The sequence below is a fragment of the Rhizosphaericola mali genome (genome assembly GCF_004337365.2).
Classification (GTDB): domain Bacteria; phylum Bacteroidota; class Bacteroidia; order Chitinophagales; family Chitinophagaceae; genus Rhizosphaericola; species Rhizosphaericola mali.
In genome coordinates, this window is sequence record NZ_CP044016.1 from 720491 (window position 1) to 739836 (window position 19346).

Sequence of the window (19346 nt, forward strand, 5' to 3'; positions counted from 1 at the left end):
TTAAAACTGGGTGTGGATATTATTATAAAATTGTATACAAATGCTTTTGGATTTTTATCCCAATTGTAATGTATTACCTTTGCCTACATAATTTGTAATTATAATGTCTTTACTATATTGTTCTTCTCTTACATCTTACAAAAGATTAAAAACGAGAGAAGTGAAGGTTGGAAATATTTTAATAGGAAATAATCATCCTATCAGATTGCAGACGATGACCACTTGTGACACGATGGATACGATGGGTACGGTCGAGGAAGCAATTAGATGTATTGATGCGGGAGCGGAGTTAATCCGTATAACTGCACCATCCAATAAAGAAGCAGAAAATCTTTTAAATATTAAAAATGAGCTACGCAAAAGAGGGTACGAAACACCTTTAGTTGCGGATATTCATTTTACACCCAATGCGGCAGATATTGCGGCTAAAATCGTTGAAAAAGTTCGTATCAATCCAGGTAATTATGTGGATAAAAAGAAATTTCAACAGTTGGAATATACCGATGCAGAGTATGCAGAGGAAATTGAAAGAATAAGAAATCGATTCATTCCACTTGTTCAAATATGTAAAGAACATGGTACGGCGATGCGTATCGGCACCAATCATGGTAGTCTGAGTGATCGTATTATGAGCCGATATGGTGATACGCCGATGGGTATGGTGGAAAGTGCGATGGAGTTTCTGCGCATTGCACGCACGGAAGATTATCATCAAATCATACTTAGTATGAAAGCTAGCAATACGCAAGTGATGGTCGAGGCGTATCGCTTATTAGTGGCAACCATGCAAGAGGAGTTTGGCGAATGTTATCCATTGCATTTAGGTGTAACGGAAGCGGGAGATGGCGAAGATGGTCGCATTAAAAGTGCTGTGGGAATCGGTACTTTATTGGAAGATGGTATAGGTGACACGATTCGAGTTTCTTTGACCGAAGATTCTGAATACGAAATCCCCGTTTGTAGAGATTTAGTAAAACGTTATCCTGCAGATGGAAAGGAAGTTTCGGAAAATACGATTGCAGAAATCACACATTTGCCTTATTCTCCATTTGAATATAAAAGAAGAAAAACCAAAGAAGTGCAACATATTGGCGGAAAGAAAGTACCTGTTGTTGTTGCTGATTTGAGTAGATTGAATGCTATTACTCCGTCTGATTTGAAAAGAATTGGTTATTCGTATGACGAGCCAACAGATAAATGGTCTTTAAGTGATCAAGCGGCGGATTTTGCATATTTAGGTGGACAAACTTTGGATTTTGCTTTACCGGGAACCTTGAAACTTATTGTAACTCCTGAAATTTGGGCAAATCAAGAAGATAAACATGTATATTTTCCCATATTTGAAGCGGAAGATTATATCGCAGAAAATGGTTCGGATGAATTGAATTTCTTGATGTTTGACTGTTATAGTGACAAACAAAAACAATATGAGCAAATTTTGGATTCTATCAAGGATGTGGAAAATGTTGTTCTTTGTTTGTGTCATTCAGGTAAATTGAAAACACAAGCAATTCGTAGATTTTTTATTTATTTAGAAGAAAAAAACATTCAATTACCATGTGTAATTATGGTAGATAGTGATTGGCAAACTTCTGATGAGCATTTAATTCATTTTTCAACAGAATGCGGAGCCTTACTTTTGGATGGTTTTGGAGATGGAATTGCTCTTTCGATGACAGAAAAAAGTCATAAAAATCTAGCCAATTCGATTCAAAATGCCAGTGGTAGGAACTACAATAATAATACAAGTGTAGAGCAATTTATCAATACAACTGCATTTGGTATTTTGCAAGCAACACGTACACGCATTTCCAAAACGGAATACATTTCTTGTCCAAGTTGTGGTCGTACCTTATTTGATTTGCAAGAAACAACAGAAAAAATTCGTTCAGTTACGCATCATTTGAAAGGAGTGAAGATCGCAGTGATGGGTTGTATTGTGAATGGGCCAGGTGAAATGGCGGATGCGGATTTTGGATATGTAGGAAGTGGTGTTGGGAAAATTACTTTATACAAAGGAAAAGATGTTGTTCGACGCAATATTCCAAGTGAAATTGCGGTCAATGAATTAATAAATATTTTAAAAGAAAGTAATGCTTGGGTAGAACCGGCGTAATTTTTTTTATAATTTTTTCAAATACTCACAAGTCATAATTTTCATTCGTAAAAGGTTATATAAAAACCAAAATCTTATGAAAACAAAACTTGTGGGTATTTTACTTTTGGGAATTTTGATAGCTGCTGCTTGTGAAAAAAATGGAAGTGATAGTACGCTAATTACTGATCCTCCGATGGATAATCTTGCTGGAACTTGGACTTTAAAATCATCTCAAGGAAGTATTTCAAATATTCCTGCAGATACTGTTTTTGATTATCAAAAAACAATTGTACTCAAATCTGCGGATAGTTCATTTACCAAAACCTATAAAAAAGGTAACGTTACAAATACAGCGAATGGAAAATTTAGTTTATCAGTAGACATTACAAATAAAAATGCCCTTTTTACGCTGACATTAAAATACAACGAAAGCTCCGATTTGATTGAAAGTTGTACAAGTAATGCCCTAACGGAAATTTACGATATGCATTCTGATGGACGCTTTTATGGTAATTGGGGCGCTTGTGATGGTCCGACATTGATATTTGGAAAATAACCTATTCTCGCGTAAGCATTAGTGAGGTATGAAGGGTGCTTGTGTGTTGTGATTATGTTTTAACTTTCTTTTCTCTTGATAGAAAAGAAACAAAAGATCAAGGCTGTATTGTCTTAACTAAAAATCAATCGTTTCGTCGGAAAGAATATAAACTCGCTTCGCTCAAACATATATTCTTTCTATCGACTTCTCTGATTGATTTTCTTTACGTTAATCCAATAAATGCCAATATTGTATATGAAGTTTTTGTTTACAATAATTAGAATCTTTGGAATTTATACAACTTGACATTTCGTCTGATATCAAAGTGTAGAAAATAGCAGAGTTGTGTTTTCTGCGTGAATAAAAACTTTTTTTTTATTTCAACTGTCAGCAGAAAATGTACACGAGCTATTTTCAAGCGTTCCGAAGGATTGCGTTACCTACGGTGCTGCTTCGCGGTCAGACGACTTGATCTTTTGATTACTTTTCCATTCAAGGGAAAAGTAAAATTTAAGACATAAATGCAGGCTTTCATTTCAATGAGAATAATTGTCTCAATTTGAAATAAATTTTCTTTTATAAATATTTGGAAAATTTAATTCATTCCTTATCTTTGCGCCCCGTTTGGGACAAATCAAATGGGATTTTACGCGGATGTGGCGAAACTGGCAGACGCACTAGACTTAGGATCTAGCGCCGCAAGGCATGTGGGTTCGATTCCCTCCATCCGCACTGTATTCCTCCTTACCCTAAATAAGGGGGATTTTTATTTTTTATATCAAATCTCTCTGATTTAGGGACAGGGAAATGGGATTTTTATGGCAACGATCACTCGTGAAAATATCGGTAAGTTAAATGATAAATTGGTGGTTAAGTTGGCGAAGGACGATTACTTCCCTCAATTTGAAAAAAGCCTAAAAACTTACGCTAAAAGTGCAAATATTCCTGGTTTCCGTAAGGGAATGGTACCTACTGGATTGGTTAAAAAAATGTACGGTCAAGGAATTTTAACAGAAGAATTATTCAAATCTGTAGATAAAGAACTTTCTCAATACCTTCAGGACGAAAAAGTAAATATTTTAGTTCAACCTATTCCTTTCGAAGAGGAAAACAATGAATTGAATGTTGACGTAAATGCTCCTAAAGAATACACTTTCACATTTGAAGTTGGTTTGGAACCAGAAGTAAATGTAGATGTGAAAAAAATCAATGTAACTCGTTACAAAATTGATGTAACTGATGAAATGTTGAACGAAGAAATCAACAAATTGGAATTACGTCATGGTAAATATTCCGAACCAGAAACGATCTCTAACGACGATGATGTTTTGAATGTAGATTTGAAAGAATCTGACAAAGACGGTAATCTTGTTGAGGGTGGTATCCAAAAAGGAACCTCTGTTTTGTTGAAAAATCTTACTGCGGCTACTCGTAAAAAAGTAGAAGGTCAAAAGAAAGATTTCAAATTGGTTATCCAATTAAGCAAAGCTTTTGAAGATAAAGATTTAGAAAATATAATCGCCCAATTAGGTTTGGATACCGAAGATAAAAATTCAGCTAAGAAATATTTCGAAATGACTTTGTTGAAATTGGGAAGCATCGAGCGTCCTGAAATGAACGAAGAATTCTTCGAGAAAGTTTTTCCTGGAAAAGAAATTAAAACTGAAGAAGCTTTCAAAACTGCATTAAAAGAAGAGTTATCTTCTTATTTCAATGCACAAGCTAGTGGTCAAATCCATGATCAAATTTTCCATCATTTGACCGATCATACCAAATTAGAATTCCCTCAAGAATTTTTGAAAAGATGGTTGATCGCTAACAATAAAGGTGAAAAATCTGCAGAAGAAGTTGAAAAAGAATTACCAGCATTTGAAAATCAATTACAATGGAGTATTATCTCTAACAAATTGAGTCAAGAAAATGAGGTAAAAGTGGAACCAAATGATTTAAAAGATTTTGCTCGTCAACAATTGATGGGTTACTTAGGTGGTCAAATGGATCTTTCTGGTGATACTTCTTGGATCAACGATTATACTGATAGAATGATGAAAGATCAAAAATTTATCGAACAAGCTTATGGTCAAGTTATGGCTACTAAATTATTCGAAAAATTAGAAGGTCAAGTTACTGCAAAAGAAGAAGCTATCTCTGAAGAAGCTTTCTCTAAAATGTTGCAAGAACACCAACATCATCATTAATATTCATAAATGTTATTATAAATCCCTTACAATGATCTTGTAAGGGATTTTTTAATTTATTTTTAAAATAAATGATTAACCTATGTTAATTTTAACATTTCTCTACTATCTTTGTTAGAGTAGTATTTTTTACTTTTCCAAAGGCAGGGTGTTACTTCTAAATTTTTTATAAGATCCGAAAGCAATTTGTGGCTTTCGGATCTTATTTATTTTTGATATTTGCCAAAGAAGATGAGACATATTTTTAATGCAATCCTTTTAGAAAAATCAGCTACGCAAATTACTGTTCGCTTTACGGAGGATAACAAGATTTTTACAAATACAATTGATTTTCCTGCAGAATTTATCTCATCCATCAGTTTGGCAGAGATAGGAGAGAAAGTGCATCTTTTGCATTGCTTGGGAGAAAATGAGGATTTATTTGCAAAATATGTAATCATTGAACCTGATTTTTTATTGGATATTAGTTCGATTGCAGAATGTATTCATGAGTATGGCGCCAGCCCTTTTTTTTATTTGTATAATCGAGCAAAAAAACGTGCAAATACACGTCCAATTCTATTAGGAAATGCAGCAAATTTCTTTTTAGATGAAATTATTCATGCCTCTTCCATTGAAAACATTTCTTATAATAATCTTTTAAGTGCATTTTTCAAGCGGTATGCTGTGGATTTGAGTGCTTGCAAAGATTTACAAGATAAAACACAAGAAATTACGTTTTTTCAAGATTTGAAATTGCATTTCGAGCATTTATATAGTTTGGTTACGGATATTTTTCCACGTTTCAATATTAATCGTCACGCCGCCATTTTGGAGCCATCCTTTCTTAGTCCGCAATTAGGTTTGCAAGGTCGTTTGGATCTTTTGCTATTGTCCGATGATCGAAATGTAATTATTGAGTTGAAATCTGGCAAAGCACCATTTCCCGAAAATGATTACCATCTAATAGGCGTTAATCATCAAGCACAATCTGCATTATATCAAGCGATGGTGCAATTGGTTTTGAATATAGATGGAACAAAACTGGATACGTATATCTGTTATTCTAGGTATGGCGAAAAAAAAGGTTTGTTGCGGAAAAATAATGCTAGCGATAGTTTTATCGCAAAGGTGTTGGATATCAGAAATCAGATTGTCTTAGTGGATAAATATTTTGGGCAAAATAAAATCCTTCCTGAGCGATATTTTGGCGGGATTAATGGCGCTAATATGATTGAAGATGTATATTTGGATACGCGTTTTATTTCCAATTATATTTTGCCTCCGATTGAAAAAATTGGTAAAATTTATACATCACTTAATCCTCTTGAAAAAGCATATTATACGGCATTTTACAAATTTATCGTTCGGGAAATTCGCGCTTGCAAATTACCCTCTCAAGAAATATTTGCGCATGCGCAATCTAGTTTGTGGTTACAAAATTTAGAGGAAAAGAAAGCGGATGGTCGCATTCTAATTAATTTACAATTATTGTCGATTGAAATCCTAGATAATGGTGCAGAGATTTTACGTTTTCAATTATTAGAAAATTTGGAAAAAGCGGATTTCCGTATTGGAGATATTGTCGTTTTGTACCAATACAATTTGGATACAGATTGTTCTATTTGCCAACAAGTTATTAAAGGGACTCTTTTGAAATGGCAGGGTGTAAATATTGATTTTCTTATTCGAAATAAACAAAGCGAATTGGCATTACCAATTAATGCTTTGTTTGCTGCTGAGCATGATTACTTAGATAGTAATAATGGATTTATGTTTCAATCCTTGACAGAATTTTTTCAATTGTCAAAGGAACGTCGTCGCTGGATTTTTCAACCTAATATTGGGATAAATGAATGCAAAAAATTAACACATTATACCAGTAATCCATTGGTAGATAATGTGTTATTACAAGCTAAGCAGGCCAAAGAACTGTTTCTAATTGTTGGCCCACCAGGTACTGGGAAGACGTCCATTGCTTTACATAATTTGGTAAAAGAAATCTTTTTGGATAGTAGAAAAGATATTTTACTTGTGGCATATACCAATAAAGCGGTAGATGAAATATGTCGAGCTATTGCTTCGATAACTAATATTGATTTTATACGATTGGGTACGAGTATTTCTTGTGCGACAGAATTTCGTTCGCATTTATTAGAAAATAAAATTAGTCAATGTGTCAATCGTATTGGGGTGCAAAATGTACTTGCCAATTGTCGGATATACGTTGGGACGTTAGCTGCCATTCAGAGTAAAAGTGAGATTTTTAAAATCAAACATTTCGATATAGCCATAGTGGATGAAGCTTCGCAAATATTGGAACCACATATATTGAGTTTGTTTGCAGCAGAAGATTTTGAAGGTAAAGCTGCTATTGATAAATTTATTTTGATTGGAGATCATAAGCAGTTGCCAGCTGTTGTCGCGCAGGATTGTAGTGAACCCTTGGAAAATTTACTTATTGAAAATGGTTGGGCGAGTTTAACGCAATCTTATTTTGAACGGATATATCGTCAATTTTATGGAAATCAGCAGATAATTGGTGAGTTGTCGATGCAAGGTCGTATGCATGAAGAAATAGCATCCCTTGCCAATCAACTTTTTTACCAAAATCAATTGCAATGTGTTCCGCTTGTCCACCAAAAAGGTACTTTAAATTATTTGAAAATTCCGGATAATGATCTCGCGCAGATAATTGCAAATAAGCGATTGCATTTCTTCCCTTATTCTTCGGTAGAAAAAGATGCAGTAGGTTTGATTGCAAATATTTGTGCTACAATTTTTGAATTATATCAGTTAAATCAGTGGACATTTTCTCCGAAAAAAACATTGGGAATTATTGCTCCTTACAAAGATTTGATTGCGGCAATTCGTAAAGAATTACATCAATTGGGGATTGCAGATTTGAATGAAATTGATATAGATACGGTAGAACGTTATCAAGGAGCGCAAAAAGATATCATCTTATTTGCTTTCGGTATTGAAAATGAAAAACAACTTCTACAACAGACGAGTAATTGTATCGAAATGGATGGAAATCTTATAGACCGCAAACTAAATGTTGCCATTACCCGCGCACGCAAACAATTATTTCTCATGGGAAATGAACGATTTATTGGACAAAATGATATTTATGTTAGGTTGTTGGAATTGATTTAGGAATTTTAATTTTACAGATATTTTCTTATAATATTACTATCTGCATTTGCGTATTTTTGGAATATGAAAAAATGCATTTCCCTGCTCCTTATTTTCTTTGCGTGTGCTCAAGCAGAAGCACAAAAGCAATTGCCTTTTGATACTTCCTATGCGCGGGCGCATTATGACAAAAAGGAAATCATGATACCAATGCGAGATGGTGTAAAATTATTTACTGCCATATACACGCCTAAAGACACCTCGAAATCCTATCCCATTATGATGATGCGCACTTGTTATTCCGTGCGTCCTTATGGAGAGGATAAATATAGACTGTTGTTGGGGCCTTCTTTGGAATTTATGAAAGAAGGATTCATTTTCGTTTATCAGGATGTACGAGGAAAAAATAAAAGTGAAGGCGTCTGGACAGAAATTACGCCATTTATTCCTCATATAACAGGTTTGCAGCATGATGAAGCTTCGGACACTTACGACGCCGTAGATTGGTTAGTGAAAAATGTTTCTCATAACAATGGAAAAGTCGGGGCTTGGGGCATTTCCTATCCTGGTTTTTTTGCTACTAATTTTGCATTGAGTGGACATCCTGCGATAAAGGCCGTTTCTCCGCAAGCTCCTGTTACTAATTGGTTTTTGGGTGATGATACACACCACAATGGTGCATTCTTTTTGATGGATGAATTTGATTTTGATTACGGATTTGCCAATTCAACGAATGGTCCAAATAAGGATAAATTACCTCGCCTAAATGCGCATTATACCGATAGTTATGATTTTTTCCTACAAATGAAAACGGTGGCAAATGTCAACAAATTATACTACCATAATCGCATTCCATTTTGGGACACGATAATGATGCATCCTAATTATGATGCATGGTGGCAAGCGAGAGATATTCGCAAATATTTGTACAATATTAAACCCGCGACATTGGTTGTTGGCGGTTTTTATGATGCCGAAGATATGTGGGGTGCACAACAAGTTTATAAAAATATCGAGTCCAAAAATAAAGAGAATGAAAATTTCTTAGTTATGGGACCTTGGAATCATGGCGGTTGGGCTGGCTTTACAATGGATCATTTGGGTGATCAACAATTTGGAAGTAATACAAGTGAATGGTTTCAGAAAAATGTACAATTCCCATTTTTTATGCATTATTTAAAAGGTGCACCTGAAAGCAAATTGCCTGAGGCTTTGTTATTTGATGCGGGAACCAATGAATGGAAAAAAATGGATACATGGCCTAGTATGGACATTGTAAAAGCTGCCATTTACCTGAATGGAAAAGATAGTTTGTCTTTTTTCAAACCAATTGCTAAGAAATCAAGCGTTGAATATATCTCGGATCCTAGCAAACCGGTTCCTTATGAAGATGGCGTTAGTGACGATCGTGGAATCACTTATCTAAATGCAGACCAAAGATTTGCCTCAAAAAGACCAGATGTTGCAACCTTTACCGGAAAGGAATTATCTGAGAATACAACACTTGCTGGTGAAATTACAGCAAATATTTATGCAAGTACAACTGCAGAAGATGCTGATTTTGTAGTGAAAATAATTGATGTTTTGCCAGATACATCGGCTAGTTATAAGCAAGGTGATAAAGAAGTAATTGCCAGTGGTTACCAACGATTGGTAAGAGCAGAAGTGATGCGTGGAAGATTTCGCAATAGTTTTGAAAAGCCAGAAGCATTTGTTCCTAATAAACCTACTTTAGTTTCTTTTTCGATTCCAGATGTTTTGTATACTTTTAAAAAAGGGCACAAAATAATGATCCAAATACAAAGTAGTTGGTTTCCTCTTGTGGACAGAAATCCTCAAACTTTTGTAGATATTTATACTGCGAAAGAAACAGATTTTAAGAAAGCAACCATTACCCTTTATGATCAAGCAGATATGCCAACATCCATTGATTTAGGGATATTAGATGCAAATAAACAAGCCGTCTGGCAACCGTAAATTCAAAAATAGCAAGTTTATACGAATACAAAACCGCCGCATTTAAATAAAATGCGGCGGTTTTTAATAATTTGAATAACTTAATTTGCTGCTTGTTGCTTTTTAGGCTTTTTGAAAATAGCAAAGATTTCAATCGCTAAACCAAGTAAGATGACAATTGGAGCGACGGTAATTCTCCTCGTGCTATATACTTCTTTGAAGTTAAATACATTGGTATCATCACTTTTGCCACCAGCCATTAACATCATACCTATTGCTATTACAACGATGCCAATAAGCATCCATTTAAAATTTTCTTTTGTAAAAAGAACTGGCATTTCTTTCTTTTTATTTTCAGCCATGTTGAATTTTTTTTCTTCAAAAATCATTTTCGAATACTTGTTATTTCTTCGAAAACCTACTATTAAACAACGAAACGCAAATATGGTTCAAGTTTCGTTAAAATAAAATTAATATAAATCGTCCAATCTTGTGCGTAAATATTTCATTACACTTCTGTGTGTGCTCAATAACGAGATCAAAACACCGATAATTACCATACCTGCAAATAATACAATACTAAATTTATCATTGATCAAAATACGCATTTGTGGAAATTGAGATACAGACCATTTCATCAAACCTAATAATATCGCAATGGAAATAACTGCGCTAATAATACCGTTGACAATGGCGCGCATATCTAATGGTTTGGCAATAAACCAACGTGTCGCACCCACCATCTGCATGGTTTTAATTAAGAAACGATTGGAATACATGATCAATTTGATCGTATTATCGATACTTACAATTACGATAACAGACAATACTACTGCTACTACTAAGAATACAAATCCCAATTTGGTACTTTTCTCATTCATGGAATTAACCAAAACTTGCGGATAAGTAATTTCTTGTAATTTATCTCCAAAAGCTGTTTTTAATTTTTGGGAAATTCCCGCCAAACTATCTTTATTTACATAATCTGCTTTGGCATAAAAGTCGATACTTTCTGGTAATGGATTGTAATCCAATATATTATCCCAATCTTCATTGCTGTCTTCATTCCAGATTTTCTTTGCTGCCGCTTTGTCGATATAAGTGACATCTTTGGCAAATGGCTGACCTTTCAGATACGTTTGTATCTGTGTAATAGTATCTTTATTGGCAGTATTTAGATAAGCGCTAATTCTGATTTCTTCCTTAAATGAATCACCGAGTTGGTGTAATATTAAGAAAATCGAACCCATAATTCCCATAATCAATAGCACTAAAGAAACCCCGATAATACTATAAATCGAACCTGTTTTGCCTTTACGAGAACTGATTTTTTCGGTATCTGACATAAAATTTAAACAAAATTGTTGAACAACAGCGGCAAATTTAAGGTTTCCGTTGTAAAACTGTACATTTGCAGCCATTTATTTGGTGACTACTGTCGCCTTTTAATTTTAATCGAAATTTTCTTGTAAATAATGGAATATAATTTTAATGCCATCGAGAAAAAATGGCAACAAAAGTGGAATGAAACACACGCTTATCAGGTAAAAAATGATTTTTCCAAACCTAAATATTATGTTTTGGATATGTTTCCTTATCCAAGCGGTGCGGGTTTGCATGTGGGACATCCACTCGGCTATATTTCCACTGATATTTTTGCACGATACAAAAGGTTGAAAGGTTTTAACGTTTTGCATCCGATGGGATATGATGCGTTTGGACTGCCGGCTGAGCAATATGCGATCGAACACGGTATCCATCCTGCGATCAGCACCGAGCAAAATATCCAAAATTTCCGCAAACAATTAGACAATATAGGATTCAGTTTTGACTGGAGTCGTGAAGTGCGTACTTCCGATCCAAGTTATTACAAATGGACACAATGGATATTTTTACAATTATTCAAAAGCTGGTACAACAAAGACACGAATAAAGCGGAATATATCGACCAAACTTTGATTCCTGCATTCGAAAAAGAAGGTAGCAAAATTTTTGACGGGCGTCGTGCAGAAATTGCACCTTTTACAGCAGAAGAATGGAAAAATTATTCTCCAAAAGAGAAAAACGATATTTTGATGCAATTCCGTTTGGCTTTCTGCGATTACGGTATTGTGAATTGGTGTGAGGCTTTGGGAACAGTTTTGGCAAATGACGAAGTCATCAATGGCGTGAGTGAACGTGGTGGTTATCCGGTTGAAAAGAAAAAATTGCGTCAGTGGTATTTGCGTATTACCGAATATGCCGATCGTTTATTGGAAGGTCTGCAGACTGTGGATTTCAGCGATGCAATGAAGGAAATGCAATCCAATTGGATCGGTCGCAGCCAAGGAGCGGAGATTGATTTCAAGATCAAAAGCGAACAAACTTCGGATGAAATATTGACCGTTTACACTACGCGTCCAGATACAATTTTCGGTGTGGATTTTATGGTCGTTGCACCGGAATTGGAATTGATTGATAAAATCAAAAGCGCAGAACAAACCAAAGCGGTGGACGAATATATCGCTTATGTCAAAAGTCGTAGCGAGCGTGAACGTCAAGCTGAAAAGAAAGTAACGGGTTGTTTTACAGGCGCTTATGCAATCAATCCATTTAATGGAAAAGAAATTCCTATTTATACTGCCGAATATGTTTTGGCGGGTTATGGTACGGGTGCGGTGATGGCGGTGCCTTGTGGTGACGAACGTGACTACAAATTTGCCAAACAATTTGACTTGCCAGTGACCAATATTTTGGGCGACAAATTTGATGGGGAAAATGCGAATGCGACCAAAGATGCGATTTTGGAAAATAGCGATTTCGTTACGGGCAAACCGATGAAAGAAGCAACAGAATTGATTTTGGGTGAATTGGAAAAACGAGGTATTGGCAAACGTAAAGTCAATTTTCGTATGCGCGATGCTGCATTTAGTCGCCAACGTTTCTGGGGCGAACCGATTCCGATCAAATGGATTGATGGTGTGGCGATTCCTTTGGATGAATCTCAATTGCCACTAGTATTGCCGGAAGTAGAACATTACAATCCAGGTCCAGAAGGACAAGGTCCTTTGGCAAATGTGAAAGAATGGACGGACGAATATTTGGAAACCAATACGATGCCGGGCTATGCGGGTTCGAGTTGGTATTTTTTGCGCTATATGGATCCGCATAATGATCAAACTTTCTGCGACAGACAAGTGAGCGATTATTGGAATCAAGTGGATATTTATTTGGGTGGAACGGAACATGCCGTTGGACACCTTTTGTATAGCCGTCTTTGGACAAAAATCTTGTTTGATTTGGGATATATTGGATTCCAAGAACCATACAAAAGATTGGTAAATCAAGGGATGATTCAAGGTAGTTCGAGATTTGTATATAGACAAAGAGGTACAAATGTTTTCGTTTCTGCTGGATTAATTAATGATTACGAAACGGATAGAATCCATGTAAATGTGAATATCGTTGACGGATTTGAATTGGATATTGAAGCATTTAAAAAATGGAAACCAGAGTTTGAAGACGCAGAGTTTATTTTGGAAAATGGTAAATATATTACTACTTCCGAAGTTGAAAAAATGTCTAAACGATATTTCAATACTGTAGATCCAACGGATATTGCACAAAAATATGGAGCAGACACCTTCCGTATGTACGAAATGTTTTTAGGTCCGATAGAACAATCCAAGCCTTGGGAAACCAAAGGTATTGAGGGTGTTCACCGTTTCTTGAAAAAATTATGGCGTTTGATTTTTGATGAAGAAAAAGGCGCTATTTGGAAAGACGAACCAGCGACAGAAGCGGAATTGAAAACATTGCACAAAACCATCAAGAAAGTAGGCGATGATATAGAGCGTTTTTCTTTGAATACAGTTGTTTCTGCCTTTATGGTGGCTGTAAACGAATTGACAGATTTGAAATGTCACAAACGCAGCGTGATCGAGCCTTTGATGATTTTATTAACGCCATATGCACCGCATATCGCAGAAGAGATTTGGCATGCGTTCGGCAATGAAACGAGCGTTTTAGATGCGACATTCCCAACTTTCGAAGAGAAATATTTAAAAGAATCTTCCAAAAACTATCCGGTAAGCATCAATGGTAAAATGCGCGCCAATATTGAATTCGCTTTGGATGCGGACAAAACATTCATCGAAGAAACTGTATTAGCCAACGAAACCATCGCTAAATGGATTGATGGAAAACCAGTGATGAAATTCATCTTTGTACCTGGTAAAATGATCAATGTGGTAATATAAGCGGAATGCTAAAAGCATAATGCAAAACGGAGGAAAGGCGAAGGCTTTTCCTCCGTTTTAATTATTCATAATTGGCGTTATTGAATATATACTAGACCATGTCTTTTAATTCATACTATGGTGTTGTTTTTCTTTGCAAATTTTCATCACCTTGTTTTTTATTTTTCACCAATAAACTGTAAAAAATAATAGAGATTAAAATACCTGCGATGCCTTGAAATATTAATGTTTGAGGAGCTCCTATACGCTGAGAAATGGAACCAACTATAAGACTTCCTAATGGTAACATGCCAAATGTGGCTGTCAAAAGAATACTAATCGCTCTTCCCCGCATTTCTTGTGTAGACTCTGACTGGACTATAATATTGCAAATGGTAAACTGAGCTACACCTCCAAATCCTGCAAGCACCGCAAATAACATAGCTAATGGAAAATGATGAGTCATCGCAAAACAAATCAAGCCAATACTAAAAATAATCGTACTAAAGATTAGCAATTTTCTTAAAGGCGCATCCTTTTTTAAGGATGCTATAAGTATTGTTCCTAAAACTGCACCGATGCCGATGAAACTGGATATGTAGCCAAATGTTTGCGCATTTCCCTTGAAAATAACTTTGGCAAATACAGGAATTAACGTGTCATAAGGCAATACGAATAGACTTGTAACACTCAACATTACTATGACTATGCCAATAGATGATTGCTTTTTTAGGTAGATGAAACCCTCGGATAATTCTTTAAATACATTTTTTTTAGGACGATTTACACTAAATGATTTTTTAGGAATTGTCATAAAGGCTATGGATAACATTACACCTCCAAAACTTGCTGCATTTATTAAGAAGCAAACTCCCGCGCCATACTTTTCTAGTATAAATCCTGATAATGCGGGACCTAATAATTTTGCAAGACTGGCCATTGCTGCACTTAAAGAAAGTGCACTTGGTAGGTCATTTTCATTACTTACTACTTCATTAATCATAGTTTGTCTAGCAGGAATGTCATAGGCGTTGATAATCCCGAGTATAACACTAAGTGCAATTATTTCCCATACAAAATAATGCTTACTCATGATCAGTACTGCTAGTAATGTAGCTTGTATCATTGAGGTGATCTGTGTGATATTAACGATCTTATATCTGTTATGTCTATCGGCAGCAACACCGCCAAATGCAGAAAAAATAAATGAGGGGAATTGTTCTGCGAATACAGTTACTCCAAGCATGAATGCTGAATGTGTAAGCGAATATATTACCCAAACGACGGCAGTACGTTGCATCCAAGTTCCGAACTGCGATACCGAACGACCTATAAAATAGAGTGTATAATTGCGACTGTGAAATGCACTAAAAGTAGAAATGTTGTTTATTTTCATTTTGTTAATTACTCTTTATGTTTTTTCATAAAATGTTTGCTAGAAAATAAACTTATAAATGAAATTCCTAGAAATAAAGTAAAGTCTTGTAAGTAATTGTTACTCGAGAAATGGGATAGCTTTAATAACAAAAAACCTACAATTAAATTTACTAAAGCCCAGATTACATTAGTTGTAGATGATGATAGGCCTATGCCATGAGGTTTAGCAAATGGTGTTGGGAATTTATTCCCAGATATACCATGTACAAAATGAGGAATTGCATTTGTTAAAAATATTCCAGCTAAAAAGCTTAATAAATACATGTACCAAATCATAGTTTATTATTTATATATTATTACTATTTGACTATATGTGTTAAAATGTCAAAATTGATATAAAATTTTTTAATTTAACCAACGCATAGACATTTCAACTAGAGTATTTACCACATAATTTAAATTTGTAAAATTGTTGTCATAACTCATTTCTCTTTTAATGCCTCGTGTCCCGCTTAATATAATAAATATAAATGAGTCTAGGTTTTTGGGATTTAATTCTTTTATGTCTCCTTTTTCTATCGCATTTAGGATGTTTTTTTTCAACAATGTGGCTTCCAATTTCATAAGACGTTTATGAATTGCCATCATTGTTTTAGAATGAGTAGACTGTGTATCGGGATCGACACTTTTTTCAAGTGAAGTGAAAATCGCCTTCCGTTCTTCTGTTATTTTTATTTTGGATAAACAAAATACTTTTAATTTTTCGTTGATGGATTCTGTTTTGTCCATTGCATTAGCAATATCATTTACAAAATCATTGACAACCATATCTAACACAGCTTCAAAAATCTCATCTCTGTTTTTGTAATAGTAGTAGAGCGAAGTCCTAGTTTTCCCTAGCAACTTTGCAACATCATCCATTGTTACTTTTTTTAAGCCATATTGCTGATACAATTGTAAAGCTGCTTTTAATATTTGCTCTTGTAACAGTTCATCCTGTATTGAAGCCATATTATTTTCAAATTTAACTCAAAGATATAAATAATTGACAAATAAACAAAAAGTGTCAAAATGTAATATTATAAAAAAAATTAGATCTTTATAATTATAGAATTATTTTAGTAATCTCATTATTTTGATAATTAATATTCTTGTATTCTGGCAAAAAACTGTTTCTCATTTATCTACCAAGAATAAAATAAAGAAGGTATATTTTTGTAGATTAGCAATTATAAAATGACTGATGGATGAAGAAGTTATTGTTACTTTTCGGATTGATTTTGATTACACACATTTCAATTGGACAAATGGAAACAGAAATATCTAAAAAAGTCGCAGATCAATTTGGAAAATACTATAATCAAAATGCTTACGATTCGATTTTTAATATGTGTTCTAATGAAATGCAAAATGTTTTACCCAAAGATTTCTTGAGTAATCTAAAAAAAGATGCAGGAAATATAAAAGAAAGGAAATTTGAAAAATACGAGAACGCTTATGCTTGTTATAAAACGAAATTTGAGAGAGCTATTTTTACCGTAAATCTAGCAATCGACGATAATGAAAAAATAGCCGGACTATTTGTTGGCGCATATAAGACAGATTCTTTACCTAAATTAACGAGAAATAAAACTTCTTTGATTCTGCCATTTCGAGGCGTATGGGATATTACTTGGGGTGGAGATACCAAAGCGTTGAATTATCATGTAGAAAATGAAGCACAAAAAAATGCTTTTGACTTTGTTGTAAAAGGCAATAATGGCAATACTTTCAAAACCGATGGGCGTAATAACGAAGATTATTACGCATTTCGTAAAGATATAAGTGCTCCATGTGACGGAGTAATTGTGTTGACCGTCGATGGTGTAAAAGACAATATTCCGGGCGTTTTTAATCCTATATTTCTTACTGGTAATTCTGTCATTCTCAAAACAGAGAATAACGAATACCTCTTTTTCGCGCATTTTAAGCAACATTCTATAGTGGTGAAAGAAGGGCAGTTTGTAAAACAAGGGCAACTATTGGGACTTTGTGGTAATTCAGGAAACTCTTCTGAACCGCATCTACATTTTCACATCCAAAATGTGGAAGATATGAATGTTGCTACTGGAGTTAAATGTTACTTTTCTAAAATTTTAGTGAATGGTCAAATCAAAACTGATTATTCTCCTATTCAAAATGAAAAAGTTAATAATTTTTAAATGTTCTATCTTTTGAACGATGCAATATTTGCAGAATGCTTAAAACATAATGCAAGACATAGGAAAGACAATAGCTCTTCCTCCATTTTTTAAAATACTCGAATCTCGCGCAGGCGTTAGTGAGGAACGAACGGTGCTTGTGTGTCTGTAGGTTGGTATTGATATTAGATTTTAAAAAAAAGGAACAATTGAAATTCGATTATTTATTGTATTTTTAAATACCTTGAAAATCAAAAAATGGGTAAACTAAACTATATATTTATTATATTAACTTTTACATTTTTTTCTTGTAAAACTGTTCCCATGCGGGAAGCTGTGTATAAAAACTACGATTCATTATCCAATAAGGAATTAGTGGGAATTGTTCAAAGTGGTTCTGGAAAAATGAAATTAGATACAACCGCTTTAGTTGGTAGAATATTCAACGGCCAATCCAAAAAATCAAAAGAAATTTTTGGTATAGCTTATCCGCAAATTATTCAAAATTATATGACACGTGCGCGTCATATGGGCGCTAATTTGATTAAGATAAATCAATTGAAATATGCGCAAGTTAAAGGGGAAAATGATGAAATCGATGCAAGCTTTTTTAAGGTAAATGATATCCGAAATTATGAAACACGTATTTATTGGAGTCCTGATCGCAAATTGACTTGGGAAGATTTTAAAGGACATATTCCTGATGAATTTAAAGATGAAAATTATAGTTCGTATGGTAATGTAGGTATTCAGCATCGGACCAATATGGAAAAATTTTATGGAACACCTAATTTCTTTGTAATTGCTTCCTTTGATTGCGAAAAAAGTTGGTTCCGTCCTTATGCATATTATCAGAATGATTTTTTATCCTTTCAACAAGGCTTATTTGATTTGACCGAATTATATGCACGTAAAATGCAAACTCAATTTACTACTAATAAAAAGAAAGGAAATCGAACAATTGTGATCAAAGCTTTAGATGATAGTTTGGGTGAAGCCTACAAAAAAGCTGAAAATGAATATGTTACAGAAACCAATGCTGGAGGAGATAAAGAAGCTTTAACGCGTTGGAGACTTAAGATTCGTAATGAATTAGGCTTGTAATTTATTTTCGGATGATGACTTTCGCACCGAGAGGAGTGATGCGATACAATTCCTCGATATCAACATTTTTCAATGCAATACAGCCATCTGTCCAGGCTTGGTATTGATCTATTGTATAATCTTCATGTGGCCACGTGCCATGAATTCCGATTGCACTTCCGATTTTGGCCGAACTCGGAATCAATCCTTCCGCTTTTCTTTGTTCAAATTTTTGGATATCTGCTTGTGTTGGATAATCAAGCATTAAGAAACTATTCCAATTTTTACTTTTCTTTTTAGAGATAATACTAAAAGTACCTTCTGGTGTTTTGCGATCTCCTTCCACCATTTTATCTCCTTGGTTTTTATTTCCAAAAACACAAGGAAATGTCACTAACCAGCCTTTCGTATCAAAAACATTTAGTTCGTATTTGTCTTTATCTATGACGATCAAAAAATTATCTAAGATATTTACGGAGAGGAAGGAAGTGTGCAACACAAAAAAGAATAAAACAAAAAATGTAATTTTCAACTTAAACATGCCTTGAATATTTAACCAAATATCTAACGACAGATTTCTCT

The 19346-nt window shown here is 34.5% G+C and carries 14 protein-coding genes and 1 tRNA gene; 9 read left to right on the forward strand and 6 right to left on the reverse strand.

Annotation, left to right across the window (positions count from 1 at the left end; all coding sequences use genetic code 11):
- The first annotated feature begins 103 nt into the window (after window positions 1-103).
- The 6 genes from ispG (at window position 104) to E0W69_RS03125 (ending at window position 9928) form a co-directional block, all read left to right on the forward strand.
- Window positions 104-2116 (forward strand): (E)-4-hydroxy-3-methylbut-2-enyl-diphosphate synthase, encoded by a 2013-nt coding sequence (gene ispG / locus E0W69_RS03100; RefSeq protein WP_131328580.1) that lies wholly within the window; start codon window positions 104-106, stop codon window positions 2114-2116.
- 76 nt (window positions 2117-2192) lie between these two features.
- Window positions 2193-2654 carry a hypothetical protein gene (locus E0W69_RS03105; protein ID WP_131328581.1) on the forward strand — a complete coding sequence of 154 codons (462 nt, stop codon included), beginning with the start codon at window positions 2193-2195 and terminating at the stop codon, window positions 2652-2654.
- A 632-nt stretch (window positions 2655-3286) separates the two neighbouring features.
- Window positions 3287-3368 (forward strand) — tRNA-Leu (locus E0W69_RS03110).
- Between the two features lie 86 nt (window positions 3369-3454).
- Window positions 3455-4834 (forward strand): trigger factor, encoded by a 1380-nt coding sequence (gene tig / locus E0W69_RS03115; protein ID WP_131328582.1) that lies wholly within the window; start codon window positions 3455-3457, stop codon window positions 4832-4834.
- Between the two features lie 231 nt (window positions 4835-5065).
- Window positions 5066-7972: a DEAD/DEAH box helicase gene (locus E0W69_RS03120; protein WP_131328583.1), complete on the forward strand. Its 2907-nt coding sequence runs from the start codon at window positions 5066-5068 to the stop codon at window positions 7970-7972.
- A gap of 63 nt (window positions 7973-8035) precedes the next feature.
- Entirely contained in the window at window positions 8036-9928 is a 1893-nt protein-coding gene (locus tag E0W69_RS03125) for a CocE/NonD family hydrolase (RefSeq protein ID WP_131328584.1), read from the forward strand.
- Window positions 9929-10008: 80 nt separating this feature from the next.
- On the opposite strand, the gene E0W69_RS03130 is transcribed toward E0W69_RS03125, so the two are convergent.
- Window positions 10009-10269, reverse strand: a complete 261-nt coding sequence (locus tag E0W69_RS03130; RefSeq protein WP_131331882.1) for a DUF3098 domain-containing protein — start codon at window positions 10267-10269, stop codon at window positions 10009-10011.
- A gap of 108 nt (window positions 10270-10377) precedes the next feature.
- Entirely contained in the window at window positions 10378-11328 is a 951-nt protein-coding gene (locus E0W69_RS03135) for a cell division protein FtsX (RefSeq protein WP_131328585.1), read from the reverse strand.
- Between the two features lie 54 nt (window positions 11329-11382).
- Between E0W69_RS03135 and leuS the strand changes: the two genes are divergently transcribed.
- Window positions 11383-14145, forward strand: a complete 2763-nt coding sequence (leuS, locus tag E0W69_RS03140) for a leucine--tRNA ligase (RefSeq protein WP_131328586.1) — start codon at window positions 11383-11385, stop codon at window positions 14143-14145.
- A 115-nt stretch (window positions 14146-14260) separates the two neighbouring features.
- On the opposite strand, the gene E0W69_RS03145 is transcribed toward leuS, so the two are convergent.
- The 3 genes from E0W69_RS03145 to E0W69_RS03155 all read right to left on the reverse strand — a co-directional run bounded on the left by E0W69_RS03145 (window position 14261) and on the right by E0W69_RS03155 (window position 16512).
- Window positions 14261-15520: an MFS transporter gene (locus tag E0W69_RS03145; protein ID WP_131328587.1), complete on the reverse strand. Its 1260-nt coding sequence runs from the start codon at window positions 15518-15520 to the stop codon at window positions 14261-14263.
- A gap of 8 nt (window positions 15521-15528) precedes the next feature.
- On the reverse strand, window positions 15529-15837 hold the full coding sequence (locus tag E0W69_RS03150) for a hypothetical protein (RefSeq protein ID WP_131328588.1): 309 nt from the start codon (window positions 15835-15837) through the stop codon (window positions 15529-15531).
- A gap of 69 nt (window positions 15838-15906) precedes the next feature.
- Complete coding sequence (locus E0W69_RS03155; protein WP_131328589.1) at window positions 15907-16512, reverse strand: TetR/AcrR family transcriptional regulator; 606 nt, start codon at window positions 16510-16512, stop codon at window positions 15907-15909.
- A 236-nt stretch (window positions 16513-16748) separates the two neighbouring features.
- On the opposite strand from E0W69_RS03155, the gene E0W69_RS03160 reads away from it, so the two are divergent.
- Together E0W69_RS03160 and E0W69_RS03165 are read left to right on the forward strand one after the other, a co-directional pair.
- Entirely contained in the window at window positions 16749-17702 is a 954-nt protein-coding gene (locus E0W69_RS03160; RefSeq protein ID WP_131328590.1) for a peptidoglycan DD-metalloendopeptidase family protein, read from the forward strand.
- Between the two features lie 303 nt (window positions 17703-18005).
- On the forward strand, window positions 18006-18785 hold the full coding sequence (locus E0W69_RS03165; protein WP_131328591.1) for a hypothetical protein: 780 nt from the start codon (window positions 18006-18008) through the stop codon (window positions 18783-18785).
- Between the two features lies 1 nt (window position 18786).
- Here the strand turns inward: E0W69_RS03165 and E0W69_RS03170 are convergent, their stop codons facing one another.
- On the reverse strand, window positions 18787-19305 hold the full coding sequence (locus E0W69_RS03170; RefSeq protein WP_131328592.1) for a L,D-transpeptidase family protein: 519 nt from the start codon (window positions 19303-19305) through the stop codon (window positions 18787-18789).
- Window positions 19306-19346: the final 41 nt, after the last annotated feature.